The 21,455-nt window shown below is 63.8% G+C and carries 15 protein-coding genes and 1 tRNA gene; 4 read left to right on the top strand and 12 right to left on the bottom strand.

What is annotated here, in order from left to right:
* Nucleotides 1-233 precede the first annotated feature (233 nt).
* Complete coding sequence (gene aroD, locus QP305_RS06505; RefSeq protein ID WP_284904643.1) at nucleotides 234-1,040, top strand: type I 3-dehydroquinate dehydratase; 807 nt, start codon at nucleotides 234-236, stop codon at nucleotides 1,038-1,040.
* Between the two features lie 79 nt (nucleotides 1,041-1,119).
* Here aroD and lysA read toward each other — a convergent pair whose 3' ends face one another.
* Together lysA and argS are read right to left on the bottom strand one after the other, a co-directional pair.
* Nucleotides 1,120-2,628, bottom strand: coding sequence for a diaminopimelate decarboxylase (gene lysA, locus QP305_RS06500; RefSeq protein ID WP_284904642.1), 1,509 nt, complete (start codon nucleotides 2,626-2,628; stop codon nucleotides 1,120-1,122).
* Entirely contained in the window at nucleotides 2,625-4,301 is a 1,677-nt protein-coding gene (argS, locus tag QP305_RS06495; RefSeq protein ID WP_284904641.1) for an arginine--tRNA ligase, read from the bottom strand. Before argS ends, lysA begins: the two co-directional genes overlap by 4 nt.
* A gap of 72 nt (nucleotides 4,302-4,373) precedes the next feature.
* Here argS and QP305_RS06490 point away from each other — a divergent pair.
* Nucleotides 4,374-4,446: transfer RNA gene (locus QP305_RS06490), tRNA-Arg, on the top strand.
* Nucleotides 4,447-4,560: 114 nt separating this feature from the next.
* Here QP305_RS06490 and QP305_RS06485 read toward each other — a convergent pair.
* The 5 genes from QP305_RS06485 to QP305_RS06465 all read right to left on the bottom strand — a co-directional run bounded on the left by QP305_RS06485 (nucleotide 4,561) and on the right by QP305_RS06465 (nucleotide 10,822).
* On the bottom strand, nucleotides 4,561-5,505 hold the full coding sequence (locus QP305_RS06485) for a zinc-binding dehydrogenase (protein WP_284904640.1): 945 nt from the start codon (nucleotides 5,503-5,505) through the stop codon (nucleotides 4,561-4,563).
* A 185-nt stretch (nucleotides 5,506-5,690) separates the two neighbouring features.
* Nucleotides 5,691-6,611, bottom strand: a complete 921-nt coding sequence (locus QP305_RS06480; protein ID WP_284904639.1) for a glycerophosphodiester phosphodiesterase family protein — start codon at nucleotides 6,609-6,611, stop codon at nucleotides 5,691-5,693.
* Nucleotides 6,611-7,906, bottom strand: coding sequence for a M23 family metallopeptidase (locus tag QP305_RS06475; protein ID WP_284904638.1), 1,296 nt, complete (start codon nucleotides 7,904-7,906; stop codon nucleotides 6,611-6,613). Before QP305_RS06475 ends, QP305_RS06480 begins: the two co-directional genes overlap by 1 nt.
* A 596-nt stretch (nucleotides 7,907-8,502) precedes the next feature.
* Nucleotides 8,503-9,528 carry a hemolysin family protein gene (locus QP305_RS06470; protein ID WP_284904637.1) on the bottom strand — a complete coding sequence of 342 codons (1,026 nt, stop codon included), beginning with the start codon at nucleotides 9,526-9,528 and terminating at the stop codon, nucleotides 8,503-8,505.
* Entirely contained in the window at nucleotides 9,521-10,822 is a 1,302-nt protein-coding gene (locus QP305_RS06465) for a hemolysin family protein (protein WP_026429093.1), read from the bottom strand. Before QP305_RS06465 ends, QP305_RS06470 begins: the two co-directional genes overlap by 8 nt.
* Nucleotides 10,823-10,919: 97 nt before the next feature.
* Here QP305_RS06465 and QP305_RS06460 point away from each other — a divergent pair, with 97 nt between their 5' ends.
* Nucleotides 10,920-11,513 (top strand): GDSL-type esterase/lipase family protein, encoded by a 594-nt coding sequence (locus QP305_RS06460; protein ID WP_087069889.1) that lies wholly within the window; start codon nucleotides 10,920-10,922, stop codon nucleotides 11,511-11,513.
* A 96-nt stretch (nucleotides 11,514-11,609) separates the two neighbouring features.
* Here QP305_RS06460 and QP305_RS06455 read toward each other — a convergent pair whose 3' ends face one another.
* A complete protein-coding gene (locus QP305_RS06455; RefSeq protein ID WP_284904636.1) occupies nucleotides 11,610-12,395 on the bottom strand; it encodes an L-threonylcarbamoyladenylate synthase in 786 nt (261 codons plus the stop codon).
* 319 nt (nucleotides 12,396-12,714) lie between these two features.
* Here QP305_RS06455 and QP305_RS06450 point away from each other — a divergent pair, with 319 nt between their 5' ends.
* Complete coding sequence (locus tag QP305_RS06450) at nucleotides 12,715-19,008, top strand: DUF4011 domain-containing protein (protein WP_284904635.1); 6,294 nt, start codon at nucleotides 12,715-12,717, stop codon at nucleotides 19,006-19,008.
* Between the two features lie 52 nt (nucleotides 19,009-19,060).
* Here QP305_RS06450 and QP305_RS06445 read toward each other — a convergent pair whose 3' ends face one another.
* The 4 genes from QP305_RS06445 to QP305_RS06430 form a co-directional block, all read right to left on the bottom strand.
* Nucleotides 19,061-19,297, bottom strand: a complete 237-nt coding sequence (locus QP305_RS06445) for a type II toxin-antitoxin system Phd/YefM family antitoxin (protein ID WP_284904634.1) — start codon at nucleotides 19,295-19,297, stop codon at nucleotides 19,061-19,063.
* Between the two features lie 82 nt (nucleotides 19,298-19,379).
* A complete protein-coding gene (locus QP305_RS06440) occupies nucleotides 19,380-20,234 on the bottom strand; it encodes a hypothetical protein (protein ID WP_284904633.1) in 855 nt (284 codons plus the stop codon).
* A complete protein-coding gene (locus QP305_RS06435) occupies nucleotides 20,231-21,082 on the bottom strand; it encodes an ABC transporter ATP-binding protein (protein WP_284904632.1) in 852 nt (283 codons plus the stop codon). The genes QP305_RS06440 and QP305_RS06435 overlap by 4 nt, the downstream gene beginning before the upstream one ends.
* Complete coding sequence (locus tag QP305_RS06430; RefSeq protein ID WP_284904631.1) at nucleotides 21,075-21,455, bottom strand: hypothetical protein; 381 nt, start codon at nucleotides 21,453-21,455, stop codon at nucleotides 21,075-21,077. The genes QP305_RS06435 and QP305_RS06430 overlap by 8 nt, the downstream gene beginning before the upstream one ends.

Below are 21,455 nucleotides of genomic sequence, written 5' to 3'. Positions count from 1 at the left end.
TGACGAACGCGCCGCGCGGATGCCGGCTCGGTCCGGGCGTTGCGCCGGCCTCTCTGTCCTCGCGTGTCCTAGCCTAGCGAAGGTAGGGCCGGGGCGCGCCACCGGCCCGCCCGCCACGAGCGTATGGGCTTGGTATGCGGCGAAAACTGGGTGTGGCGCCCGCCACGCGGATGGGTACAATATCCCCATGGAAAATGCATCGACCGATGCACGAAGAGAAAGCGAGGTGCGCGATGCCCACTGTGAAAATCAAGGACGTCACCTTCGGCTCCGGGCCGACGAAAATCCTCGTGTCCATTACGCCCGCCAATGGTGACGAGCTGCGGACGCAGGTAGCGAAGCTTCCCGAACAGGACATTGACGTTCTGGAATGGCGAGTGGATTTCCTCGAGGATCTTGCCACCCTCACCGCGGTGGGAACCCTTTTGCGTAAGTCCACGAACCTACCGATTCTGGGCACGTTCCGTTCCGCGGCGGAGGGCGGCCAGAAAGCGATTATGCCCGATGATTACGGGCCGCTGGTGATCCGGCTCATCCAATCCGGGCTGGTGGATGCGGTGGATGCGGAGCTGTTCCGCACCGGAGCCTGGACCGAACGCATTATTCAGGAAGCGGCCCGGGCTCAGATTCCGGTGATCGGCTCCTACCATGATTTCCGTTCTACCCCGCCCGAAGATGAAATCGTGAATCGCCTGCGGCTCTTGCAGGTGCACGGGGCGTCTATCGCGAAAATTGCGGTGACGCCCGCACATCCGGGTGATGTGGTGACGGTGCTCAACGCGACCTATCGGGCCAGCCAGGAGCTGCACGTTCCGCTCATCACCATCGCCATGGGCGCGCTGGGCACCATGAGCCGCATTACTTCCGCTATTTTCGGCTCCGCTGGCACCTGGGGTCAGGCCGGGCAGGCCACCGCGGCCGGGCAGATCGCGCTGGCCGAGCTGCGCCCGGTGGTGGACGCGATCTCGGCGTGGAGCAGCGCCCCGGATACCTGGGAAAAACCCGCTCGGGTGAGCGAGGCCGTGCTGCCGGAGGATTAGGTGCCGCACGCGCCGGCGCTTAGCTGTTAGTGCGCCGGCGCGCGGGCAGCCCTAGTTTTTGGCTGCGGTGGCCGGGCGATTACTCGGCAGCCGGGTAATCCGCGTCTAGCGCGAGGAGGTCCGCCACGGTTTCCCCGCGAATAAGCCAGCGGGCCCGGCCGCCGCGCACCGCAATAACTCCCGGGCTGGGCAGCATATTGTAATGCGAGGCCATGACTCGCCCGTAGGCGCCGGTGGCCGGCGTGACAAGCAGGTCACCGGCGTGAATATCCTCCGGGAGGGCGACGGCGCGCACCACAATATCGCCCGATTCGCAATGCTTACCGACAACTCGGCAGACGCGCGTGCCTCCGGGATTCCCCTGGGTGGCCGCCGCACCGGCAGCGGGATCCGCCGCGCTTGCCGCGGCGGCGTCGTCGGCCTCAACAATGGTGCCCGTGCAGGTGCTGGCCGGCACGCGGTCCACGAGGGCCGCGGTGTAATCGGCGCCGTAGAGGGCGGGGCGGATGTTATCGGACATGCCTCCGTCCACCGAAACGTAGGTGCGGGTGCGGGTGGCATCCACGTGGACGTTCTTGACGGTTCCCACGGTGTAGAGCGTCATGCCGGCCGGGGCAATAATGGAGCGGCCCGGTTCCACGGAGATGCGCGGGGCGGGGATGCCGCTGTGGGCGCTGTGCCGGGCCACTTCCGCGGCGAGCACCGCGGCGAAGTCACGCGGGGTAGGCGGAATCGGGTCCGCGCCGGTGTAACGCACCCCGTAGCCACCGCCCAGGTCAATTTCGGGGATCACGGTTCCCAGCTCGCGGGCCACCCGGGCCCGCAGATCCAGGATGGCGCGTGCCGCGGCCACGAAAGCTTCCGTCGCCACAATTTGGGAGCCGATATGCGAATGTAATCCCACCAGGCGTAGCCACGGATTGGCCTCGATGCGCTCAACCGCCTCCCAGGCCGCGCCGCTGGCGAGCGAAAGACCGAATTTTTGATCCTCGTGGGCCGTGGCAATGAAATCGTGGCCGCCCGCGTGAATACCGGACGTCACCCGTACCACAACCGCGGCAACCTGCCCGCGCCGCGCGGCCGCGGCGGCCACCAGCTCCACTTCCGCTAAGGAATCAACCACCAGGTGGGCAACCGCATGTTCCAGGGCCAGCTCAATTTCCGCCGCGGATTTATTATTGCCGTGCAAGCCGAGCTGGTGCCCGCGCGCTCCGGCCGCCAGGGCGATGCGCAGCTCCCCTTCGGAACAGGTATCCAGGTGGAGGCCTTCCTCCAGCATCCACCGGGCCACGCCCACGCTGGCAAAAGCCTTGCAGGCGTAGTAGACATCCGCTCCCGCCAACTCGGCAAAAGCCTCCCGCATCGCGCTCACCCAGGCGGCGGCCCGGGAGCGGGCATCGGCTTCATCCAGGATGTAGAGCGGGGTGCCGAAGCGTTCCGCCAGGGCGCGCACTGAACAGCCGCCCACCTCCAGGTCACCGGGAAGGCGGCGTACCGTGGTGGACCACACCCCGGTAGGCGAACCCTCGGGAAGGGGCGCGGGCAGCTGCTCGAGATTACTTACCGGGGTGTTCACCGAGTCGCTCACATTTTCTCCGGGGCGCTCACCCCGAGCAGGTGCAAGCCATTGGCGAGGACCTGGCGGGTGGCGTCGTTCACCCAGAGGCGGGTGCGGTGCAGATCGCTGACTTCTTCATCCGCGCGCGGGGTGACCCGGGCCTTGCCGTACCAGGTGTGGTAGGCGCCGGCCAGTTCTTCCAGGTAGCGGGCCACCCGGTGCGGTTCGCGATTGGCCGCGGCCAGGGAGATCACTTCGGGGAAGCGGGCGAGCTGCCCGATCAGATCGGAATCGGCTTGCTCCAGGAGTTCCGGGGTGAAGGCATCCGCGCGCTGCACCCCGTGTTCAGCGGCATTGCGGGCCACATTCGCAGTGCGGGCGTGCGCGTATTGCACGTAGTAAACCGGGTTGTCATTGGTGTGCGAAGCCAGCACATTGAGGTCCAGCTCCAGGGTGGTATCCACCGAGGCGCGCACCAGCGAGTAGCGTGCCGCATCCACGCCCACGGCTTCCACCAGATCCTCCAGGGTGACCACGGTGCCCGCGCGCTTGGACATGCGCACCGGAACACCATCGCGCTTGAGATTGACCAGCTGGCCGATGAGGATTTCCATATTGCCGCCCTTGCCGGCGGTATCCCCGAAAGCGCGAGCCATGGCGTACATGCGCCCGATATAGCCGTGGTGATCCGCGCCGAGCATATAGACGGCGTGATCGGCACCGCGGTGGCGCTTATCGAGGTAGTAGGCGATGTCACCGGCGAAGTAGGCGGTTTCCCCGTCCGATTTCACGATGACGCGGTCTTTATCATCACCGAAATCGGTGGAGCGCAGCCATACCGCGTTATCTTCTTCGTAAATAACACCGCGTTCGCGCAGCTTTTCAATAGCGGCGGCAACCGCTCCGGAATCGTGGAGGGATTGTTCGTGGAAGAACACATCAAATTCGGCCCGGAAATCAGCCAAGGAACTCTTGATCTCCGCGAACATGAGCTCAACACCGCCGGCGCGGAATACTTCCTGCGCTTCGGTTTCCGGGAGGGTGCGCGGATCGGGGCGCCCGGCGGCTAGCTCCTGGGCGATAACCTGATCGGCAATATCGGAAATATATGTTCCGCCGTAGCCATCTTCCGGAGTTTCGCGGCCCAGCGCGGCGGCCAGCAGGCTTTCCGAGAAATGGTTGATCTGGTTGCCGTGATCATTGAAATAGTATTCGCGCACCACGTTCGCGCCGGTGAAGCTGAGAATCCGGGCGAGGGTATCCCCCACCGCGGCCCAGCGCGCTCCCCCGATATGGATGGGGCCGGTGGGATTCGCGGAAACATATTCCAAATTGACGGTGGTTCCGGCACCCGCCTGGGAGGAACCGTAGCGCTCCCCCTGTTCCACGATGCTGCGAGCCAGTTCCCCGGCCGCGCCCGCGGAGAGGCGAATATTAATAAAACCGGGGCCGGCAACCTCCACCTGAGCGATACCGGACACACCTTCGAGGCGCCCGGCCAGCAGGGTGGCCAGGTCACGCGGGGGCATCCCCGCGCGCTTGGCGAGTTGCATAGCCACATTCGTGGCCCAATCCCCGTGCTCGCGCGAACGCGGGCGCTCGATTTTCACCGTGGGAATATCACCATCGAGGTGGAGCTGACCTTCATTACGTGCGGCGCTGATTTCCGCCGCGATACATGCACTGAGTTCTTCCGGAGTCACGCATCTAAGTGTACGTGCTATCTACGACAGAATTACACCGCCACCCGCCAACGTGGTAAAGTAGCGCAGTGCGCCCCGATAGCTCAGGGGATAGAGCGTTCGCCTCCGGAGCGAAAGGCCGCAGGTTCGAATCCTGTTCGGGGCACAAATCGCACAAAGATGGGCCCGCGTATCGAAAGATATGCGGGCCCATCGCTGCACTGGTGGCCCCAGCTGCGCCGTCGTACTAAAACGCGCGCCGCGGGAACGCTACCGGCGCTTAGTACTCAACCACCAGGCGCCCCACGACCTCGTGATTCTTGAGCTTCTCGATGCCTTCGGGAATCTCCTCGAAGGGGATGGTGGTGACCTGCGGGGTGAGTTTCCCGGTGGCCATAAACTCGTAAATCCCGGCAATATCTTCCTTGGTGCCGCCGTTGGAGCCGACGAGGCGGCACTGGTTGAGGATGAGGCTCTTCGTGGAAATAAGCGATTCCAGTTTGCCCATGCCCACAACCACCACGGTGCCATCGCGGCGAATAATATCCACGGCGTCCGCGGTGGTGGTGCCGAAACCGGCGAAGTCCACGATGAGGTCGAAAGTAATATCGGAGAAGTCCTTAATATCCTTCTTCACGCCCTTGGCGCCAATCTTTTCGGCAAGCGGCCACACCTTTTCATTAATTTCAGCCACGTATACATCCGCGCCGGCGAGCACCGCCACTCGCGCACCGATCTGCCCGAGACCGCCCAGGCCAATAATCCCCACGGTTTGGCCCTTCTGCAGGCCGCCCTGGGTCACGACCGCCGCGTGGGAGGTCATCCCGGCATCGGTTGCCGCCGCGCCCAAAATAAAATCAACGCCGTCCGGAAGCGGAACGAGCGCTTCGGCCGGAACCGCCATCTTCGGCGCGAAACCGCCGTCGAAACTGTAACCGGGCGCACCGGCCGCGGTGGTGGGGCACACGCCCACACGATCCCCGACCTTGTACTCCGTGACGCCTTCGCCCACTTCGGCCACCACGCCCGAATTTTCGTGCCCAATGGTGATGGGGCGCTTGGCGAGCATGGACAGCCAGCCCTCATCCGTGAGTAGACCAACATCCGAATGGCAAATACCAGCCGCCTTCATCTCCAGAACAACCTCGCCCGGGCCGGCCGTGGGATCCGGAACCTCGTTGAGAACAAGCGGTTCATTGGTATTCGTAAATTGCCAGGCCTTCATCACAACTCCTTCTGTGTGGCGGTGCGGCGCATCTATGCGCTGCAAGGGACTTTAAGCCTAGCATTTTTTGTTTGTTTCATCACGATTTGCGCGGAAGTTGCGCTGAGAGCGTGGCGCGCCGGCGTGGTCCAGAATGTGGTACGACGACGCCGCTCCCGGCCGCGCTCCCCTCCCGCTACCGGTGTTTAGATCCGCACCGAGTACTGCGAGTTATCGAAATAGCTGCGCATCGCGCTGGGTTCGTCGGTAATAATGCCATCAACGCCCAGGTCGAGCAGTCCTTCCGCTTCCGCGGCGGAATTAATCGTCCAGGCGTGCACCGCCAGCCCTTGCGCGTGGGCGAGCTGCACAAACCGCGCGGTGAGAACGGGAACCGGGTGGCCGAGCGTGCCGCCGCCAGCCGCATCCCCGCTCTGGAGCGAGCGGCTTGAGCGCGAAAGCGGCCACGGGCGGGGCAGCGAGCGAAGGCCGGGTAACGAGCGAAGGCCGGGTAGCGAGCGCGGGCGCGGCAGCGCGATATCTACCGGCACCTGAACGGCCTGGAAGCCGCGCTGCGAACCGGGGAATTTGGCGATGCGTACTCCCTGCACACCGGGCAGGTGGGAGAGCGCCATGAGCCAGGCCACCGCTGAGCGGCCCAGCGAAAATGTGGCTCCCGGCAGCCGACTGCGCATACGCTCCACGCGTGCCTGGGAGAAACTGGCCAGGCACACCCGCCCCGCGGCTCCGGTACGTCGCACCGCAGCCACCAGCGGTTCTACGGCCGCATCGGATTTCGCGTCCAGGTTAAAAACAGCGTCCGGGAAGGCATCGAGGACTTCATCCAGGCGCGGCGGGCGTTCTCCGGCCTCGTTACGAACCTGAGCTACTTCCGCCCAGGTGTGTGCGCTGATCGGGCCAACGCCGTCCGTGGTGCGATCCAGGAGCGGATCGTGGAGGATGACCGCCACGCCATCGGCAGTGGCATGCACGTCCGATTCGATATGCCGAAATCCCGCGCGGTAGAGAGCCTCAAAAGCGCGCAGGGAGTTTTCCGGGTATTCGTTACCGCCGCCGCGGTGGGCGATGATGAGCGCGGGCCCATCAATATCGTAGAGTCGCCCCATTACTTGCAATCCGCCTCGAGGGGCTGGGCTTGGCGTTCTTCCAGGAAGGCGAGCGGGTCGAGGAGTTCGTCGTTGGCGGCGTGGATCTCCAGATGGAGATGCGGGCCGGTGGAGTAGCCATTCGAGCCCACCGCTCCGATCACATCACCGGCCTTGACTTTGTCACCTGCCTTGACGAAAACCCCGTCGTCGTACATGTGGATGTACCAGGAGCTGAACTTTTCCCCGTTAATAGTGTGCTCGATAATAATGAGATTATTTGAGCGGCCCTGGATGCCTTCACCGGCGTGCTTGACCACGCCGTCGGCGATGGCGTGGATCGGGGTGCCGGCCGGGGCGCCGAAATCCTGCCCGGCGTGGGAGGAAACTTCCCCGGAGATCGGGTCCACGCGGGTGCCGAAAGGCGAGGTGAGGCGGTAGCTTCCCTCGGGCAGCGGCTTGACGATGAGGCGATCCGTGGGGATATCAAAAGCGGCGCGGGTGCCGGAAGCCCCTGCAGAGGTGGGGCAGGCGCGGCGCGGATTCTCCGCCGCGGTGCGGGCCTGGGCGCGCTGAATCGCACCGACTTCCCCGGTGAGCTGGGCCGGGGTGGTGAATTCTTCAGCCATGGGCGCCACGAAAGCCGGGTTCGCGGCCTGCGCCGCATTGCCCTGCAAGGTGGACATAACGGGAAGCACCATGCCCAAGCAAGCCACCGCGCCAATAAGAATATTGCGGTAGGGAGAAACGGAACGCGCTACCGCCCAGTGCGCGGCCGCCCCGGCCAGAATGCGGTCCGAGCGCTCCCGGTTCTGCGCGCGCCCACAGGCTTCACCCGCGCGCACCGCCGCGTCAATATCCGATTCGGAGAGGACTTCGGTGCCCTCGGTATCGGTGGTGATTCCCGCGGTGCCGATTCCACCGGTGGGCGCGACTTCGCAGGCTGCGATGGTCAAAGAAGAAGGAAGAACGACGCCGAAAGCGGCCCCGCGCCCCACGTTCACCTGCGGTTTCAGTTCCGGGGTGGGAAGCGCAGCGGTAACCGCTTCGGTACTCGCGGGCGCCACTGCGCGGGCCCGTTTGCCGCGCGTGGGAAGTTCACTCACCGTTGCGAGCGGTGCGGCCGTGGCGGGCGCAGCAACCGTTGCGGGCGTTTCTGCCGCTGCAACCGAGTCTAGCGATGCCGCAGTTGCGGCCGTTTCTACGGTTGCGGCCGGGGCGACGGCGGCGGCGCGGCGCCCGCGCCGCTCGGGTTGCGCAACTTCGGCTCGTTTGCCGGAGGTACGCACCTGGCTAGCACTTTCAACAGCAGCCACCGTGCGGGAAGGTGAAGGGAATGCCGGCGCGGCAGCGCGGCGGGCACGCCCGGCGGGAGGCGCAGGAGTCGCCTGAGTTACAGGAGCCGCCGGAGTTGCAGACGTTACCTGAGCGGTGGGAGCAGCGGGACGCGCATGCGAAGCGCGCGCAACGTGCGCCGCGCGTGCAGAATGCGAAACAGGCACCGAGTGCGAAACAGGCACGGAGTGCGAATCGGACACAGCATGCGAAGCCGCCGCCCGGGAACCCGCAGGCCGAGATGCCACCGGGCGCGAGCCCTCCACGCTCACAGCAGCGGCGCGCGCGGCGCGTTTCCCAACGCGCTCCTGCGGAGCCTCATGCGCCCGGGCGGCTCTGCGCCCGCCGCGAGAGGTGTGGTGTACCGCGCTCACTGCTCTCCTCATTTTCCCTGCCAGATGGCCGGCGCATCCACCGGCCCGTCACTATTACAAAATGATAACGGTCAGCGCCGGAAAGGCAAAGAGTTTTCACCACATGAGCCGTATCGCATCGCGCCCTACCGGCCCCACCCCGAATCGTCCCGCTCCCTCCCCGCAGCAATCACACCTCGCGCAATCCGCGCTATCTCGCGGTTTTAGGAACGGCGCTGCATGGAATCGCGCACGTCCCCGACGAGGTCTTCAATAACGTCTTCGAGGAAGATCACACCCGTTACCTTTCCGTTATCTTCCACGATGGCCATATGCGTCCCCGAGGTTTGCATAGTTCGCAGCGCGTCCTCCACGCTGGTTCCGGCATCAAGGCTGCGGACCGGCCGCACCAAGCGGGCGGAAATGGGCAGTTCGCGCTGGGCGGCGTCGAGAATATCCTTCACGTGAATGTACCCGACGATATTCCCGTCGCTCACGAGTGGGAACCGCGAATACCCGTGGTCGGCCACCAGCCGCTCCACCTGCGCGGGCGTGGCGGTGCGCGGGCAGGTCACCACCTTATCGAGGGGCAGCATGGTGTCCCCCACCTGGTGTTCGGAAAATTCCAGCGCCCCGGTGATAAGCCCCTGGGTATCTTGGAGCACCCCAGCCGCCTGGGAGGCATGCACAATCGCCGCGACTTCGGAAGCGGTAAACGCGGAGATAACCTCGTCTTTCGGTTTCATCCCCATCCAGGAAACGATATGCACCGCGAGCCAGTTAAGCGATCCGGTGATCGGGCGGAAGACCCGGTCAAAAACCAGCAGCGAAGGCACGAAAAGCATGCCGAGGCGTTCCGGGTGGGTGACCGCCAGGTTCTTCGGCACCATTTCCCCCAGGATCACGTGCAGGGCGGTCACCAGGAGCAAAGCCAGCACAAAAGCGATGGTGTGGGCGAGGACTGCCCCGGCACCCACCGCGGCCAGCGGCACCAGCAGCAGCGCCGCGAGCGCCGGTTCCGCGAGCGCCCCGAGGGCCACCGAGCACAGGGTTACGCCGAGCTGGCAGGCAGCCAGCATTTCGTTGAGGTTGCGGGAAGCCGCCAGGGTTTTCGCGGCGCGCGGGTTGCTTTCCGCCAGGGGTTCCAGGCGGGAGGGCCGCGAGGCGGTGAGCGCGAATTCGCAGGCCACGAAATAGGCGTTTCCGGCGAGCAACAGCACGGTGAGGATGAGGGCGAGGGTATTACTCATGGATTTTCACCTCTACCGTTTCCACGCGCCGCTCGTCCATAGCACGCACTGTCAGCTGGGCGTCGTCGACCTCCACCGTATCCCCCACCACGGGAATGCGGCCAAGTTCGGCCATAATCAGCCCGCCGAGGGTTTCATAGGGGCCGTCTTCGGGCAGGCGCACCCCGCAAATGCGGAAGGCTTCGTCCGGGCGCAGCAAGCCGGGCACCACCCAGGTTCCCGGGGCGGTGCGGCGCGCGCCGGTGCCGCGGCGGTCGTGTTCGTCCGCGATATTGCCGACGATTTCTTCCACGGCGTCCTCGAGCGTCACGATTCCGGAGGTTCCGCCGTATTCATCGACGACGACGGCCGTTTGGCCACCGATGTCTCGCAGCACCACGAGGAGCTCGGGCAATTCCATCGTTTCGGGTACCGCGAATGCTTCGCGCATCACCGAGGAGGAGGTGACGGGCACGTCCGCGCGCCGCTCGGCGGGAATGGCCACGGCGGGGCGCAGGTGCGCGAATCCGCGGATATCGTCGAGGCCACCCTCACCCACCACGGGGAAACGCGAGAAGCCGGTGGTGCGGGCCGCGGTGATCACGTCCGCGGCGGAGGCGGTTTCTTCCAGGTATTCCACCCGGCCGCGGTCGGTCATAATATCGATGGCCGTGAGTCCGCCCGCGCCGATGGAGGCGGTGAGCAGGCGCGCGGTGGAGGGCTCCAGGGTGCCGGCCGCCGCGGATTGGCGCACCAGGGCACCCAGTTCCGGGCCCGAGCGCGCCCCGGAGATTTCATCGGCCGGTTCTACGCCCATGCGGCGCAGCAGCCAGTTCGCGGTGGCGTTGAAGGAGACGATCACGGGTTTGAACACCACGCTGAAGGCGTGCAGCGGACCGCCCACCCGGGCGGCGGTGCGCAGGGGTTCGGCCAGTGCCATATTCTTGGGGACCAGTTCCCCGAAGAGCATGGAGAAGAGGTTGACGAGGAGGAAGGCCGCGGCGGCGGCAATAGCAACCGCGGCGGCACGCGCCACCCCGGCCGCACCCAGCCAGCCCGTCAATATTTCCGTGAGGGGTTGTTGGGCCACGTATCCGAGCAGGATCGTGGTGATGGTAATGCCCACCTGGCAGGCGGATAGGAAGAGGGAGAGGTGGTGGAGGCGGCCGGCCACGCTGGCAGCGGCCGGGTCCTCAGCGGCGCGCGATTCCACCGCGGCCGGGTCCAGGGCCACCAGGGAGAATTCCGCGGCCACGAAAAGCGCGGTTCCCAGCGTGAGGAGAATGCCAAGAAGTAAAAGAAGAGCGTTGGTCACATAAACTCCAGGGTAGGTGCTTCTTGCAGTCTAGCGATTCGCGGGGGTGGCGCGCGCTGAGCACGCTAGGATTTACCTAGTAGCAAGGGAGGCAGCCGTGGATTCTTTACGTGTCATCTTTATTGGCGATGAGCTGGTGGCCGGGTACGGCGATGCGCGGGCACTCGGGTGGACGGGCCGCGTGATGGCCCGCACCCTCACCGACCCTCCGCTCCTCCCCCTCACTTTGGCTGTTCCCGGGGAAACAATTTCGGAGATGGCGGAGCGCTGGGAGCGGGAAGTTGCCCTGCGTACCGGCCCGGATATTGAGTCGCGCCTGGTTATCGGCCTGGGAAGTCACGATCTGGAACGCGGCGGCACCATGGCGCGGGCGCGCCTGCACCTGGCGAATCTACTGGATTCCGCGGACCGGATGCGCATGCGCCCCTTCGTGGTGGGCCCGCCCCCGCGCCCGGATCTACCCCGCGATGTGCAGCTCAATTTATCCAATGCCTACCGGGATGTGACCGAGCGGCGGCGTTTTCCCTTCGTGGATACCTTTAGCCCGCTGGTTGATCACGAACAGTGGAATACCGATATGGACCTGAGCGGGGGGTATGCGCCGCGCCAGGCCGGTTACGGGCTTATGGCCTGGCTGGTGCTCCACCACGGGTGGAACCAGTGGCTCGGGATTCGCGCGGCGGCCAACTAGCAACCAACTACATAGCCCCGGCACTACAACGCGGCGGCCGACCACCAGATCGACCGCCGCGCAGCTCACTACTCGCAAGCAAAACTTTTTAGCGACTTAGTAGTACGCCCCCTGCCGGAAATCCCAGCTGAGGAAGGATTCGGAAAGCAGCTGGAGAATCCGATCCAGGTACACGCCCTTGCGGATGAGCACCGGCGCGGGGGTGACCATGCGCTGCCCGTTCTGTTCGGGCACCAGTTTCCCGGATTCATCCACGAAGGACACCATCACGCCCTGCTCCCAGCGGGTGGCTTCGGACGCATCGGGCTGGATGGACGTCACGTAATCATCGGCTTCGATCACCAGGTCCGCTTCGGTGGCAATATCGGTGCCGATTCCTTCCACCTTGCCGCGGTTTCCGCGCCCGGAGGGGTTCGCCGAGGAAGCGAAGACCAGCTTCCTATCCTTCTCCCACAGGTCCGCGGCGATCTGCTCGGCGGCCTTGCCGTAGCGGATCACGAAGCAGGAAGTTCCGCGCCCGTCGCGCACCAGGTTGCGCGCTTCGCCTTCTTCCGGAATGTAGTGTTCGGCAGCCTCGGCACGCCAGGGCAGGATGCAGCCCATGAGGATGTCTTCGTCCCAGTTCTTCTGGTAAAAATCGCGAATTTCCGGGGTGAGTTGCGCCAGGGTTTCCAGTTCTTCCATGGAGCCGCACAGCACCACGGCGGGCTTATTGCGTTTGCGGTTCTTCACGGCAAATTTGCGTTCCAGCCCGGCCGAATCGGTGGTGGCGATAATATAGCCGACCTTGGTGGGGACCACGCACATGGCGCCGCCCGCGCGAAGCAGCTGGGTGGCTTCCGTATTCAGTTCGCCATTCCAGTGCACATATCCTTCAGCCACGCGGGCCTCCTTCTCTTCTACCGTGGGTGGTTCCGTTTCCTCGAGAAACGTACGCGCGGTGGTCGTTTCTAGTACGACGCCGCCCGGCGCGTGCCGCGCCGGGAAACCGCGCACTCTGGAGACTAATGTAAATTCCAGATTCTGAGACGAAATGTTCACATATTGGACGCGCGCGCATCGTTCCGCGGACTAAAATACCCGCCTGCCCGGGAAGGATACGGAGTAACATATCGGGTGGATTGTCGAAAATATCGCCGATTGCCAATGAGGACACGGCAGGGCACACACCTACGGAAGGGCACTAGCGGGAATGAGCGGAGTGGGATCTGAGGGAATCGACGTTCTTGTTGTGGAATCCGGAATCCTCCGCGTTGAGATCTCCTATGCAGGGAAAACCGGCTGGGCACTTGCCCATAACCAGGTTCCAGTTATCAAAAATATCCTCGCTACCAATACGTCGGATAGCGAGGCGAGCGAACAGGCGCATCTGGACCTGAGCGCTCGCATTGGCGCGGCTTCACTTTTCGACCTCACGGTTCCCCTTCCTGAACTCCGGCCCGGAAAAGCCGCCCCGGTAGCACCGCGTTTCCTCGCGCACACCCGCCTCGACCCGAATAATCCCCTATTACAGGCAACCGAATCCCAACCCGGAACCCTGGAAGCACATCTGCGCACCGAGGGGAGTTCCGCGGCCGGGTATGCCCGAGCCGATATACGTATCCTCGCTCCGAATGAGTGGTTCCACGCTCCGGCATATTTTGAGTCGCTGGCGGCTTTTGCGCAGCCCAACGCCCCGCAGATTCCCGCGCTGGTGCGCAAGGTTTCCGATTTGCTCAAGGAAGCCACCGGCGATGCCTCGGTGCAGGGCTACCAGGCCGGTATCGAACGGGTGCTTCAAATCATGTCGGCTGCCTACGCGGTTTTAGCCGCGGAGGATATCCGTTACGTCACCCCACCTGCTTCTTTCGAAAATACCGGCCAGCGCATCCGCACCACGGAGGAAGTTCTCGCCGCAAAAGCCGGCACCTGCATCGACCTGGTCCTTACCTACGCGGCCCTGGCGCAGTCCTGCGGGCTGCTCCCGGTGATTATTTTGGTGCCGGGGCACGCCCTCGTCGGCATTGCAAGCACGGAGGACGGCCTGCGCGAACCGGTTATTACCGAACCGGCCTCCATCAATAATTATTTACGTTCCGGTGCAGTTCTTGCTTTGGATGCTGCTTTTTACGACGCCGCGCTCAGCTTCCCAGATAACCTCAATCGCACCAAGGCGAAGCTGACAGACGGTACTGTTCTTGCCCTTATTGGATTGGCGGAATCGCATAGAGATGGATTGCGCCCGCTTCCCACTCAAGCCCCTCCGGCTGCCGCCCTACCGGATGCCTCGGCCTCAGCCACAGCCGAGGCGGCCGGGTCCGCGCCTCATGCGCACTCCCCCGCGGCGGCTATTCGAGCGGCCGGGAAACTGGCGCAGCAGTTGGCCGGGGAGGATTCCGCGGACTATCTCACTTTGGATACCAGCGATGCGGCCCCGGCCCGGGTGCAGCGCTGGAAGCGTGAGCTCCTCGACCTCACCTTGCGCAACCGCCTCCTCAATATCAAACCGGCCAAGGAAGTCCTGGAATTCGAAGTTCGAGCCGGAATGCTGGCGGATATTGATGATCGTATTTCCCGCGGCGATCGCATTACGATGCGCGCCCAGGATGATCTTTCCGATAATCGTTTCCTGCGCGGAACCACGGACGTGAGTGATTTATCCGATGCTGAGGTGAGCGATGAACTGAGCGAGCGCGGCATCCTCTTCGGGCATGTAACGGAGTACCGCTACGCCGAGTTCTTCAAAAACTTGGCTCGCACCACGAAAACGCTGGCGGAGGAAACCGGATCAGCCAATCTTTATCTCATGCTCGGAACGATGCGCTACACCAGCAAAAACGGGAAAGATGCCAGCGCACCGCTTTTCCTCCTCCCGGTACGGCTAGGGGGCGGTTCGGGCCGTTCCCGTTTCACAATCCAAGCCGATAACAGCGCTGAGGCCACCCCCAACCACTCTCTGGTGGAATGGCTCCACCAGGAACACGGCGTGCATATCACCGCGCTTTCCGAACCGAAACTTGATGCTTCCGGTCTCGATATTGACTACGCGCTTCGTGAGATTTCCGCCGCGCTGGTGCGCGAGAATCTTCCCTTTACGGTGACTCGGGATGTCTACCTGGGTATCGCCAAGTTCTCCACGTTCGGAATGTGGCGTGATCTGCGCGATCACTGGGATATTTTCATGGAATCTCCGGTATTCGAACACCTGACGCTACGCCCCGGGGAAAGCTTTGTGGAGCCGAGTGACCTCCCGCCGATTGAGCAGATTACCCCGAATGAGGCGGAACTTAATCTTCCTATTCCCGCCGATGGCGCGCAGATGCGAGTGGTATCCGCGGCCGGTCAGGGATACAGCTTCGTGGTGGAAGGACCTCCGGGAACCGGAAAATCCCAAACCATCACGAATATCCTGGCCCACCTTCTGGAACAGGGGAAACGAGTACTGTTCGTAGCGGAGAAGCAGGCCGCGCTCGACGTCGTCAAAACACGCATGGAACGCATTGGCCTGGCACCTTTTATTCTCGATCTACACGGCGGGGAGCAACGCCCCCAGGCGATTCGGGATCAATTGCGCGGCGCGATTGACGCGAGTGTTCATTACGATATGCACCGCTGGGATAATGCCCGGGCACTGCTGCGTTCCCGCCTGGAACCCCTCGCGGCCTACCCGGCGCTTGTGCACGGAATGAATGCGGCCGGGCATTCGCTCTGGTCGGCCGTCACTGCTTCCCTCGATCTTGGCGAGGGAGCGGTCGCGGTAGTTCCGCAACGCTTCGTCACCGATCCGAATGCGCGGGCAACTATCGCCACTATCGATGAAGCGCTGCCCAATATCGCGGTGCGTGCACGCAGTACCGATCTGGCCGCCATGTCCGCCTGGCAGCTGGTGGGCCCGTATCACGCACCGCTCCCCGAACTCATCCATGCTTTCGACGGGCTCGCGGCTATGGCCGCGCAATGCGAGAAATACCCGGAGCTGGTCGATACCCTGGGGAGCGTTCCGCTTGCGGACGTACGCAAGGCACTCGATGGCACCTCACCGCTACTGGATCCGGATGAGGCCCGGCAGCTGGCCTCCTCCACCTGGAAAATCGCGACGGTTGCCGATAAGCTTGCCCGGCTGGCTCCCGAACTGGAGTTTTTCACCGACATTTTCTCTCCCGCGTTCTTCGCGTACGGCGATACCTCCGCGCTCAGCCGCGCGCTCGATGAGCTCGCGGAGGGCGGCTTCTTCGGGAAGAAGAAGCGCTTAGCGGCCTACCGTTCGGCCCTTATTCCGGCGCTGCCCGCCGGGCGGGAACCGGATATTGAGGGCGAGCACTCCCCTGATACAGTCCGGGCCGCGCTCGGCCGGCTGAGCTATATGCGCCGCGCCCTAGCTGATCTGGAAACAGAACTAGAAAACATCCCGGGAGCTCGCCAGCGCGTGAGTGTGGCCCTCAGCGACCCGAGCGCTCCGGCAGCGCTCGCGGAGGCCGCGGATTCTCTCCAGCGTTCTTTGGAGCTTTCCACCCGTTTCCCCGCCCTGGTGGAGCTCACCCGCCGCGCCGGCAGCCTGGATGATGCTCGCGCTGCGCTCGACATCATTAGCTCCACCTGGGATGCCTGGGTGAGCGCCGCCGATCTGCAACTCCCCTCGGAGAATCGGTGGATGAGCGTTTTCCAAGAATGGTATCCGCGCTGGTCAGCAGCCGGGCGCGATTCCCTGGCTGCCGCGGTCGAATGGCACCGCGCCACCGCGATCTTGCGCAAGAACGGCCTGGAAGAATTCCAGCACCAAATCGAAATGGGTGAGGTGCCCGACCGTGATATTTCGCTGGCCTTCCGCCGCGGGGTGGCCTCCACCAGCGCGGAAGAACGCATGCGCGCTTTCAGCGGCCACATTTCCCTCTCGGAACAAAATAGTTCGGATCTCACCCGCCTCCAGGAAGCTTTCGCCACGATCCAGGGTGAAGCCACCCAGGCGCTACCGGCAACCCTTATGGCGCGGCGGTCCTTCCGCCCCGGGGAGCTCCACGGAAAAGTGGGAACCCTGCGGCGCAACCTGGATCGCAAACGCGGGGCACGCAGTTTCCGCTCCTTGCTGGAAGAATTCACCGAGGAGATCCTGGAAGCCACGCCCTGTTTCTTCGCTAGCCCGGCATCGCTTGCCACGTTCGTAGATCCCACTGCCGTAGTTTTCGACGTCGTCATTTTTGATGAGGCGAGCCAGATTACCGTTGATCAGGCGATGGGTGCCATCGGCCGCGCCAAAGCGGTGATCATTTCCGGGGATAGCCGGCAGATGCCGCCTACGCGGTTCGGGAAAACCGGGCCGTTCAGCGGTGATGATGAGGATCTTGACGATCCGGATCGCCCGCTCGTGGAGACGGTGGTCAGCGATCTGGAGTCGATTCTTTCCGAGGCGGTCGAATCGGGCCTGCCGCGCCTGTGGCTCTCCTGGCACTACCGTTCCCGGGATGAATCCCTCATTGCCTTCTCCAACGAAGCCTATTACGAAGGCAAACTTTCCAGTTTCCCCTCGCCGGGTAACGCGGCGCTTTTCGGCGGTGCGGGCGTGAGTATGCGGCGTGTTTCTGGAACGTTCGACCGCAGCCGCGGGGCTACCTTCCGCACGAATCGGGTGGAAGCCGAAGAAATCGTGCGCGATATTCACCGGCGCCTCAATTCGCCGGCATTAGCGCACCAATCAATCGGTGTTGTCACCTTCAATATCCAGCAGCGCAACCTCATCCTTGACCTGCTGGAAGACTCGCGCGATCCCCTCATCCGCGCCGCGATGGAACAGGAAAAAGATCCGCTTTTCGTCAAGAACCTCGAAAACGTCCAGGGCGACGAACGCGATGTCATTATTTTCTCCACCGCATTTTCACCGCGCGAACCCGGTGGCCCGCTTCCCCTCAATTTCGGGCCACTCAGCCGCGAGGGCGGTGAACGCCGCTTCAACGTCGCCATTACCCGCGCCCGCAGCGAGGTGCTGGTGGTCACCTCCTTTGATCCGGAGGACATCGACCTCAATCGCACCCGCTCGCGCGGAATGCAGGACTTACGTGAATATATGTTGCGGGCCCGCGCGCGTACTCAGAACGACGGCGCAGCTCCCGCACCGGCCGATTCGGCTGCGGAAGCCAGTTCTGCACTTCCCCGCGCCCTGAGCATTAATGACAACCCGGTGCGTGACCGACTCATGCGTGAGCTGCGCGAGCGTGGCTGGGAAGTGCAGGGCGATTACGGCCTCTCTAGTTACACCCTCGATATCGTGGTGCGCGAGCCGGGTAGCAAGGTGTGGCTTCTGGCTGTCATGTTCGACGACGAAAAATGGAGTTCGCTCCCCACCGTGACTGATCGTGATATTACTCCGCAGCTGCTGACCTCCATGATGGGGTGGCTCGCGGTGGAACGGGTGTGGCTTCCGGAGCTGCGGCGCGATCCGGCTGGGGTCATTGACCGCATTGATGCTTCGGCGCGGGCAGCCAAGGAACGGTATGCGGCAGAGGAACGGAAGGCCGAAAAACGCCAGGAACGGGCCGCGAAAAAGCTGGCCGGCCGCAAAGCCAAACTTGCCCGCAAGGCAACAGCGGATAGCGATGCCGCGGCTGGCGAGGAGCTCACCCCGGCCTCGGAAAGCAGCCGCGCCCCGGTAAGCAACCACCGGGCCCCGGATGCCGAACCGGCCCTCACCTGGCGCGAAGTCCCCTCGGCGCAGCGCAATACGCACACGAAAGCAAAACGTGCGGCTGAGCCAGCGCAACACGGAACCCCGGAGGATCCGCAGCCAAGCCCGCAATCTGCTCCGCAACCGAAGCGAAGTACAATTCGGGTCGCTCTCAAACCAGCCACCCCGGAAAATCCCAGTGATACTTCTGAGGGACGCTGGCGTTTTGGGGAAGCCTGGGAAAAACACGGCACGAAACCCGGAGAATCCGTCCGTCACATAAGCGAGAGCGTTGATGACTGGGGTACCGATATTCCGCCATGCCCAGCACCGTTAACTCTCCCGGACACGTCGCCCTTGGGGAGTCGGGAGGAGCTGGAATTTCCCATGTCTACCGCGCGAACAGCCGAAGTTCGCGAAGCTGTGCGAGAGATGATCGAAGAGAGTGCACCTCTTCCTTTGCAGTCCTTGCGGGTAGCGATTGTTAAGAGGTTTGGGCGGCAACGGACCTCTGAAAAGGTCAATAAAATCCTCGATACGTTCATCCCTCAGGATCAGATTTTCGTTGATGATTCCGATGGCCAAGAATTTGTATGGCCTGAGGATGTCTATCCGGAAAATTGGCATTACTACCGGCCATATCCCGGCCGAGGCATCAACGAGATTCCACTGCGCGAAATCTATAATATGGCACGCGTATTGGTTGACAAGTATCCGGGAGAATACCGGTGGGGCGAATATCCTGATGAGGATTTCGTGCGCCGTATTCTCAAAGAATTCAGCCTCTTGCGGCTCAGCCCGGATTCCCAAGCTCGGGTGAGCGAAGCGGTGCTTTTGTACGGTAACGAGCACCGGGACTAGCCGGCAGCAAAGCAGCTCCCGCACTGAACATAATGCGGGAGCCGCTTAGTTCCTACCATTCAAGCGGATCGCTTGTGCCGCCCTCGTGACGGGTCGCCTTAACGGATTCAGCGAAGCCGGGAGTGCTCACTAAGCGCAGAGTTTCGTGGAGGGCCAGCCAGTTATCCTCGCTCACCAAAACGGCGTTAACTGCCCGGCCGGCAATAATAACCGGCGCGCTGCGTTCATTCACGGCCTCGATGAGCTCCGGCAGATTTTCCTGCGCTGCGGTGGCGGAGATAACGTCCATACCGCGAGTCTACGCAAAGGAATAAGCCGGGGCGAGGGCAGTAGCCGATTCCCACAACCGAGCTCACCCCGGTCGCGCCAACTCACCCGAGCGGGCGGCGCTGGTAGAGGCGCAGTGCGAGCCAGAGGAGCGCGCAGGCCGCGAGCGCCGTCGTCGTACCTATCCACCACAGACCCGGAACCTCAGCACCACTCGCCACGGCGCCCACCGCATCATTCAAACCGAGCGGGCTGTAGCGCGCGCCCGCCTCCCACATGCCACCGAAAGCCAGCACGAGGTAGGCAACGAAACCGATACCGGCGCTGGCTAGCATATTTCCCGTTGCCACCGCGGCCAGCACCACCACGGAAAGCAAGAAAATAATCGCGAGCAGCCAGAGTGCCGCGGCTCCCAGGAGCGCGAGCACGGCGCCGTCGTCGAAAAGAATGCGGGTGAGGATGCCGGCCACTGTGCTGCCGCCGAAAGCCACCGCTGCCACCAAGAGCACCGTGCTCAGCATTTTCCCGGCGAAAACGGCCGTGCGGCTCACCGAGCGCGTCACGATCAATACCACCGGGCCGCCGAGCATCCCGGTGACGATCTGGTAGGCGCCGAGCATCACGAAAAGCATCCCGAAAATCTGGTGGAGGTTTTTCACCCATTGCGCGTGCGCCTGGATCCAGGTGGGCTCGGGCATGGCCGCGCCGAGCGCCGCCGCGGTATCCGGCCCGGCCAGCGCGGCAATAATATCGGGGGCGTAGAGCGCCGTCAGCGGGGAGACCACCGCGAGCAGCAGCGCCAGGCCGAGGACCACCCAGGTGCTGGGCACCCGCAGCAGGCGGCGCAGGTCGTAGCGCAGCATCGCGCGGTTGCCGGTGCGGATGTGCGTGGCGTTAGTGCGCGCGGCGGGGCGATCCGTAGCGCGACTGCCCGTAACGCGAGTATCAGCAGAACTCATTGGCTTACCTTTCCGCGCGAGAGGTATTCGTATACATGCTGGAGCGAGGGCGGGGCGACATCGAGCTGCGCATCCACACCCGCCTCCCCGCACGCCGCCGCGATGGCGCTGCGCGCCACTTCGGTATCCGCGTGCGCCACGCTGACCTGCACCGTTGCGCGTTCGGGCCGGTAGAGCGCGAGCACCTCATCGAGGGTCCCTTCGGCGAGGAGCGTGCCCTCGTGCAGCATCCCCACGTGGTCGCATACCTGCTGCACATCCGCGAGCAGATGCGAGGTGAGAAGCACCGTGGTACGCCCGGCCAGCTCGCGAATAATATTCAGCACATCGGCGCGGCCGAGCGGATCGAGGGCGCTCGTCGGTTCATCCAGCACCAGGAGCCGCGGGGCACCCACCAGCGCCAGGGCAATTCCCAGGCGCTGCGCCATGCCGCGGGAAAACCCGCCAATATTCCCCGGGGCGCGGGTCAGGCCCACCAGCTCGAGCAGATTGGCGGCCCGGCGGCGAGCCACCGCGCGCTGCACCCCGGACACCTCGCCGAAAAATTCGAGGGCCTGCGGCGCGCTCATCCATCCCGGCAGGCTGGGTACGTCCGGCAGGTAGGCGATGCCGGGCACCGGGGCAGCCGGCAGCGTGCCCCGCTCATACCCAAGCACTCGCGCCGTGCCAGAACTGGCGGCGATAAGCCCCAGCAAAATTTTAATTGTGGTAGTTTTCCCGGCGCCGTTCCCGCCGATCAGCCCGTACACCGAGCCCTCGGGCACGTGCAGATTGACATCCGTGAGGGCGGCGAGCCCCGCGAAATTCTTACTAAGATTTTCGGTGCGAACCGCGTACGTCTTATCCATAGAGCTCACGCACCGTTCCACTCGCGTTGGCAGCTTGAGTTGCGGGTGCTTGCGCCGCGGCGGCGCGGGTTCCGGGTGCTTGCGTGCCGGCACCGGTTACCCCGGGAGCGCCGCCGGCCCGCCGTTCTTCCCAGGCCTGCCGCTGCGCCAATGCCTTACGCGCCCGCGCGTACATAAAGAGGAACAGCAAGGTCCCCACTAGCGAGCCGAGCAGAACAATCACCACCCATCCCAGGCGCGGCACCCCGGCGAGCTGCCGCTCCGGCCACCGCGACAGCAGCACCAGGCTCGTGATGAGCAGGGCGAGTTGAATCAGTGCCACGATTCCCAGGGCGATCTGCGCCGCCGCGGGCAAAGCAAGAAAATCTTCCAT

Origin of the sequence: Actinotignum timonense, assembly GCF_030216305.1 — a bacterium.
GTDB lineage: Bacteria > Actinomycetota > Actinomycetes > Actinomycetales > Actinomycetaceae > Actinotignum > Actinotignum timonense_A.
Note: the sequence above shows the minus strand (reverse complement) of the source record. Positions and strands in the feature narration are given on the sequence as shown.

Bases quoted from the DNA above. Each gene is read 5' to 3' on its own strand.
- aroD (WP_284904643.1), top strand. From the start codon at position 234: ATGCCCACTGTGAAAATCAAGGACGTCACCTTCGGCTCCGGGCCGACG.
- QP305_RS06485 (WP_284904640.1), bottom strand. From the start codon at position 5,505: ATGAAGGCCTGGCAATTTACGAATACCAATGAACCGCTTGTTCTCAAC.
- QP305_RS06480 (WP_284904639.1), bottom strand. From the start codon at position 6,611: ATGGGGCGACTCTACGATATTGATGGGCCCGCGCTCATCATCGCCCAC.
- QP305_RS06470 (WP_284904637.1), bottom strand. From the start codon at position 9,528: ATGAGTAATACCCTCGCCCTCATCCTCACCGTGCTGTTGCTCGCCGGA.
- QP305_RS06445 (WP_284904634.1), bottom strand. From the start codon at position 19,297: ATGGACGTTATCTCCGCCACCGCAGCGCAGGAAAATCTGCCGGAGCTC.
- QP305_RS06440 (WP_284904633.1), bottom strand. From the start codon at position 20,234: ATGAGTTCTGCTGATACTCGCGTTACGGGCAGTCGCGCTACGGATCGC.
- QP305_RS06435 (WP_284904632.1), bottom strand. From the start codon at position 21,082: ATGGATAAGACGTACGCGGTTCGCACCGAAAATCTTAGTAAGAATTTC.
- QP305_RS06430 (WP_284904631.1), bottom strand. From the start codon at position 21,455: ATGGAAGATTTTCTTGCTTTGCCCGCGGCGGCGCAGATCGCCCTGGGA.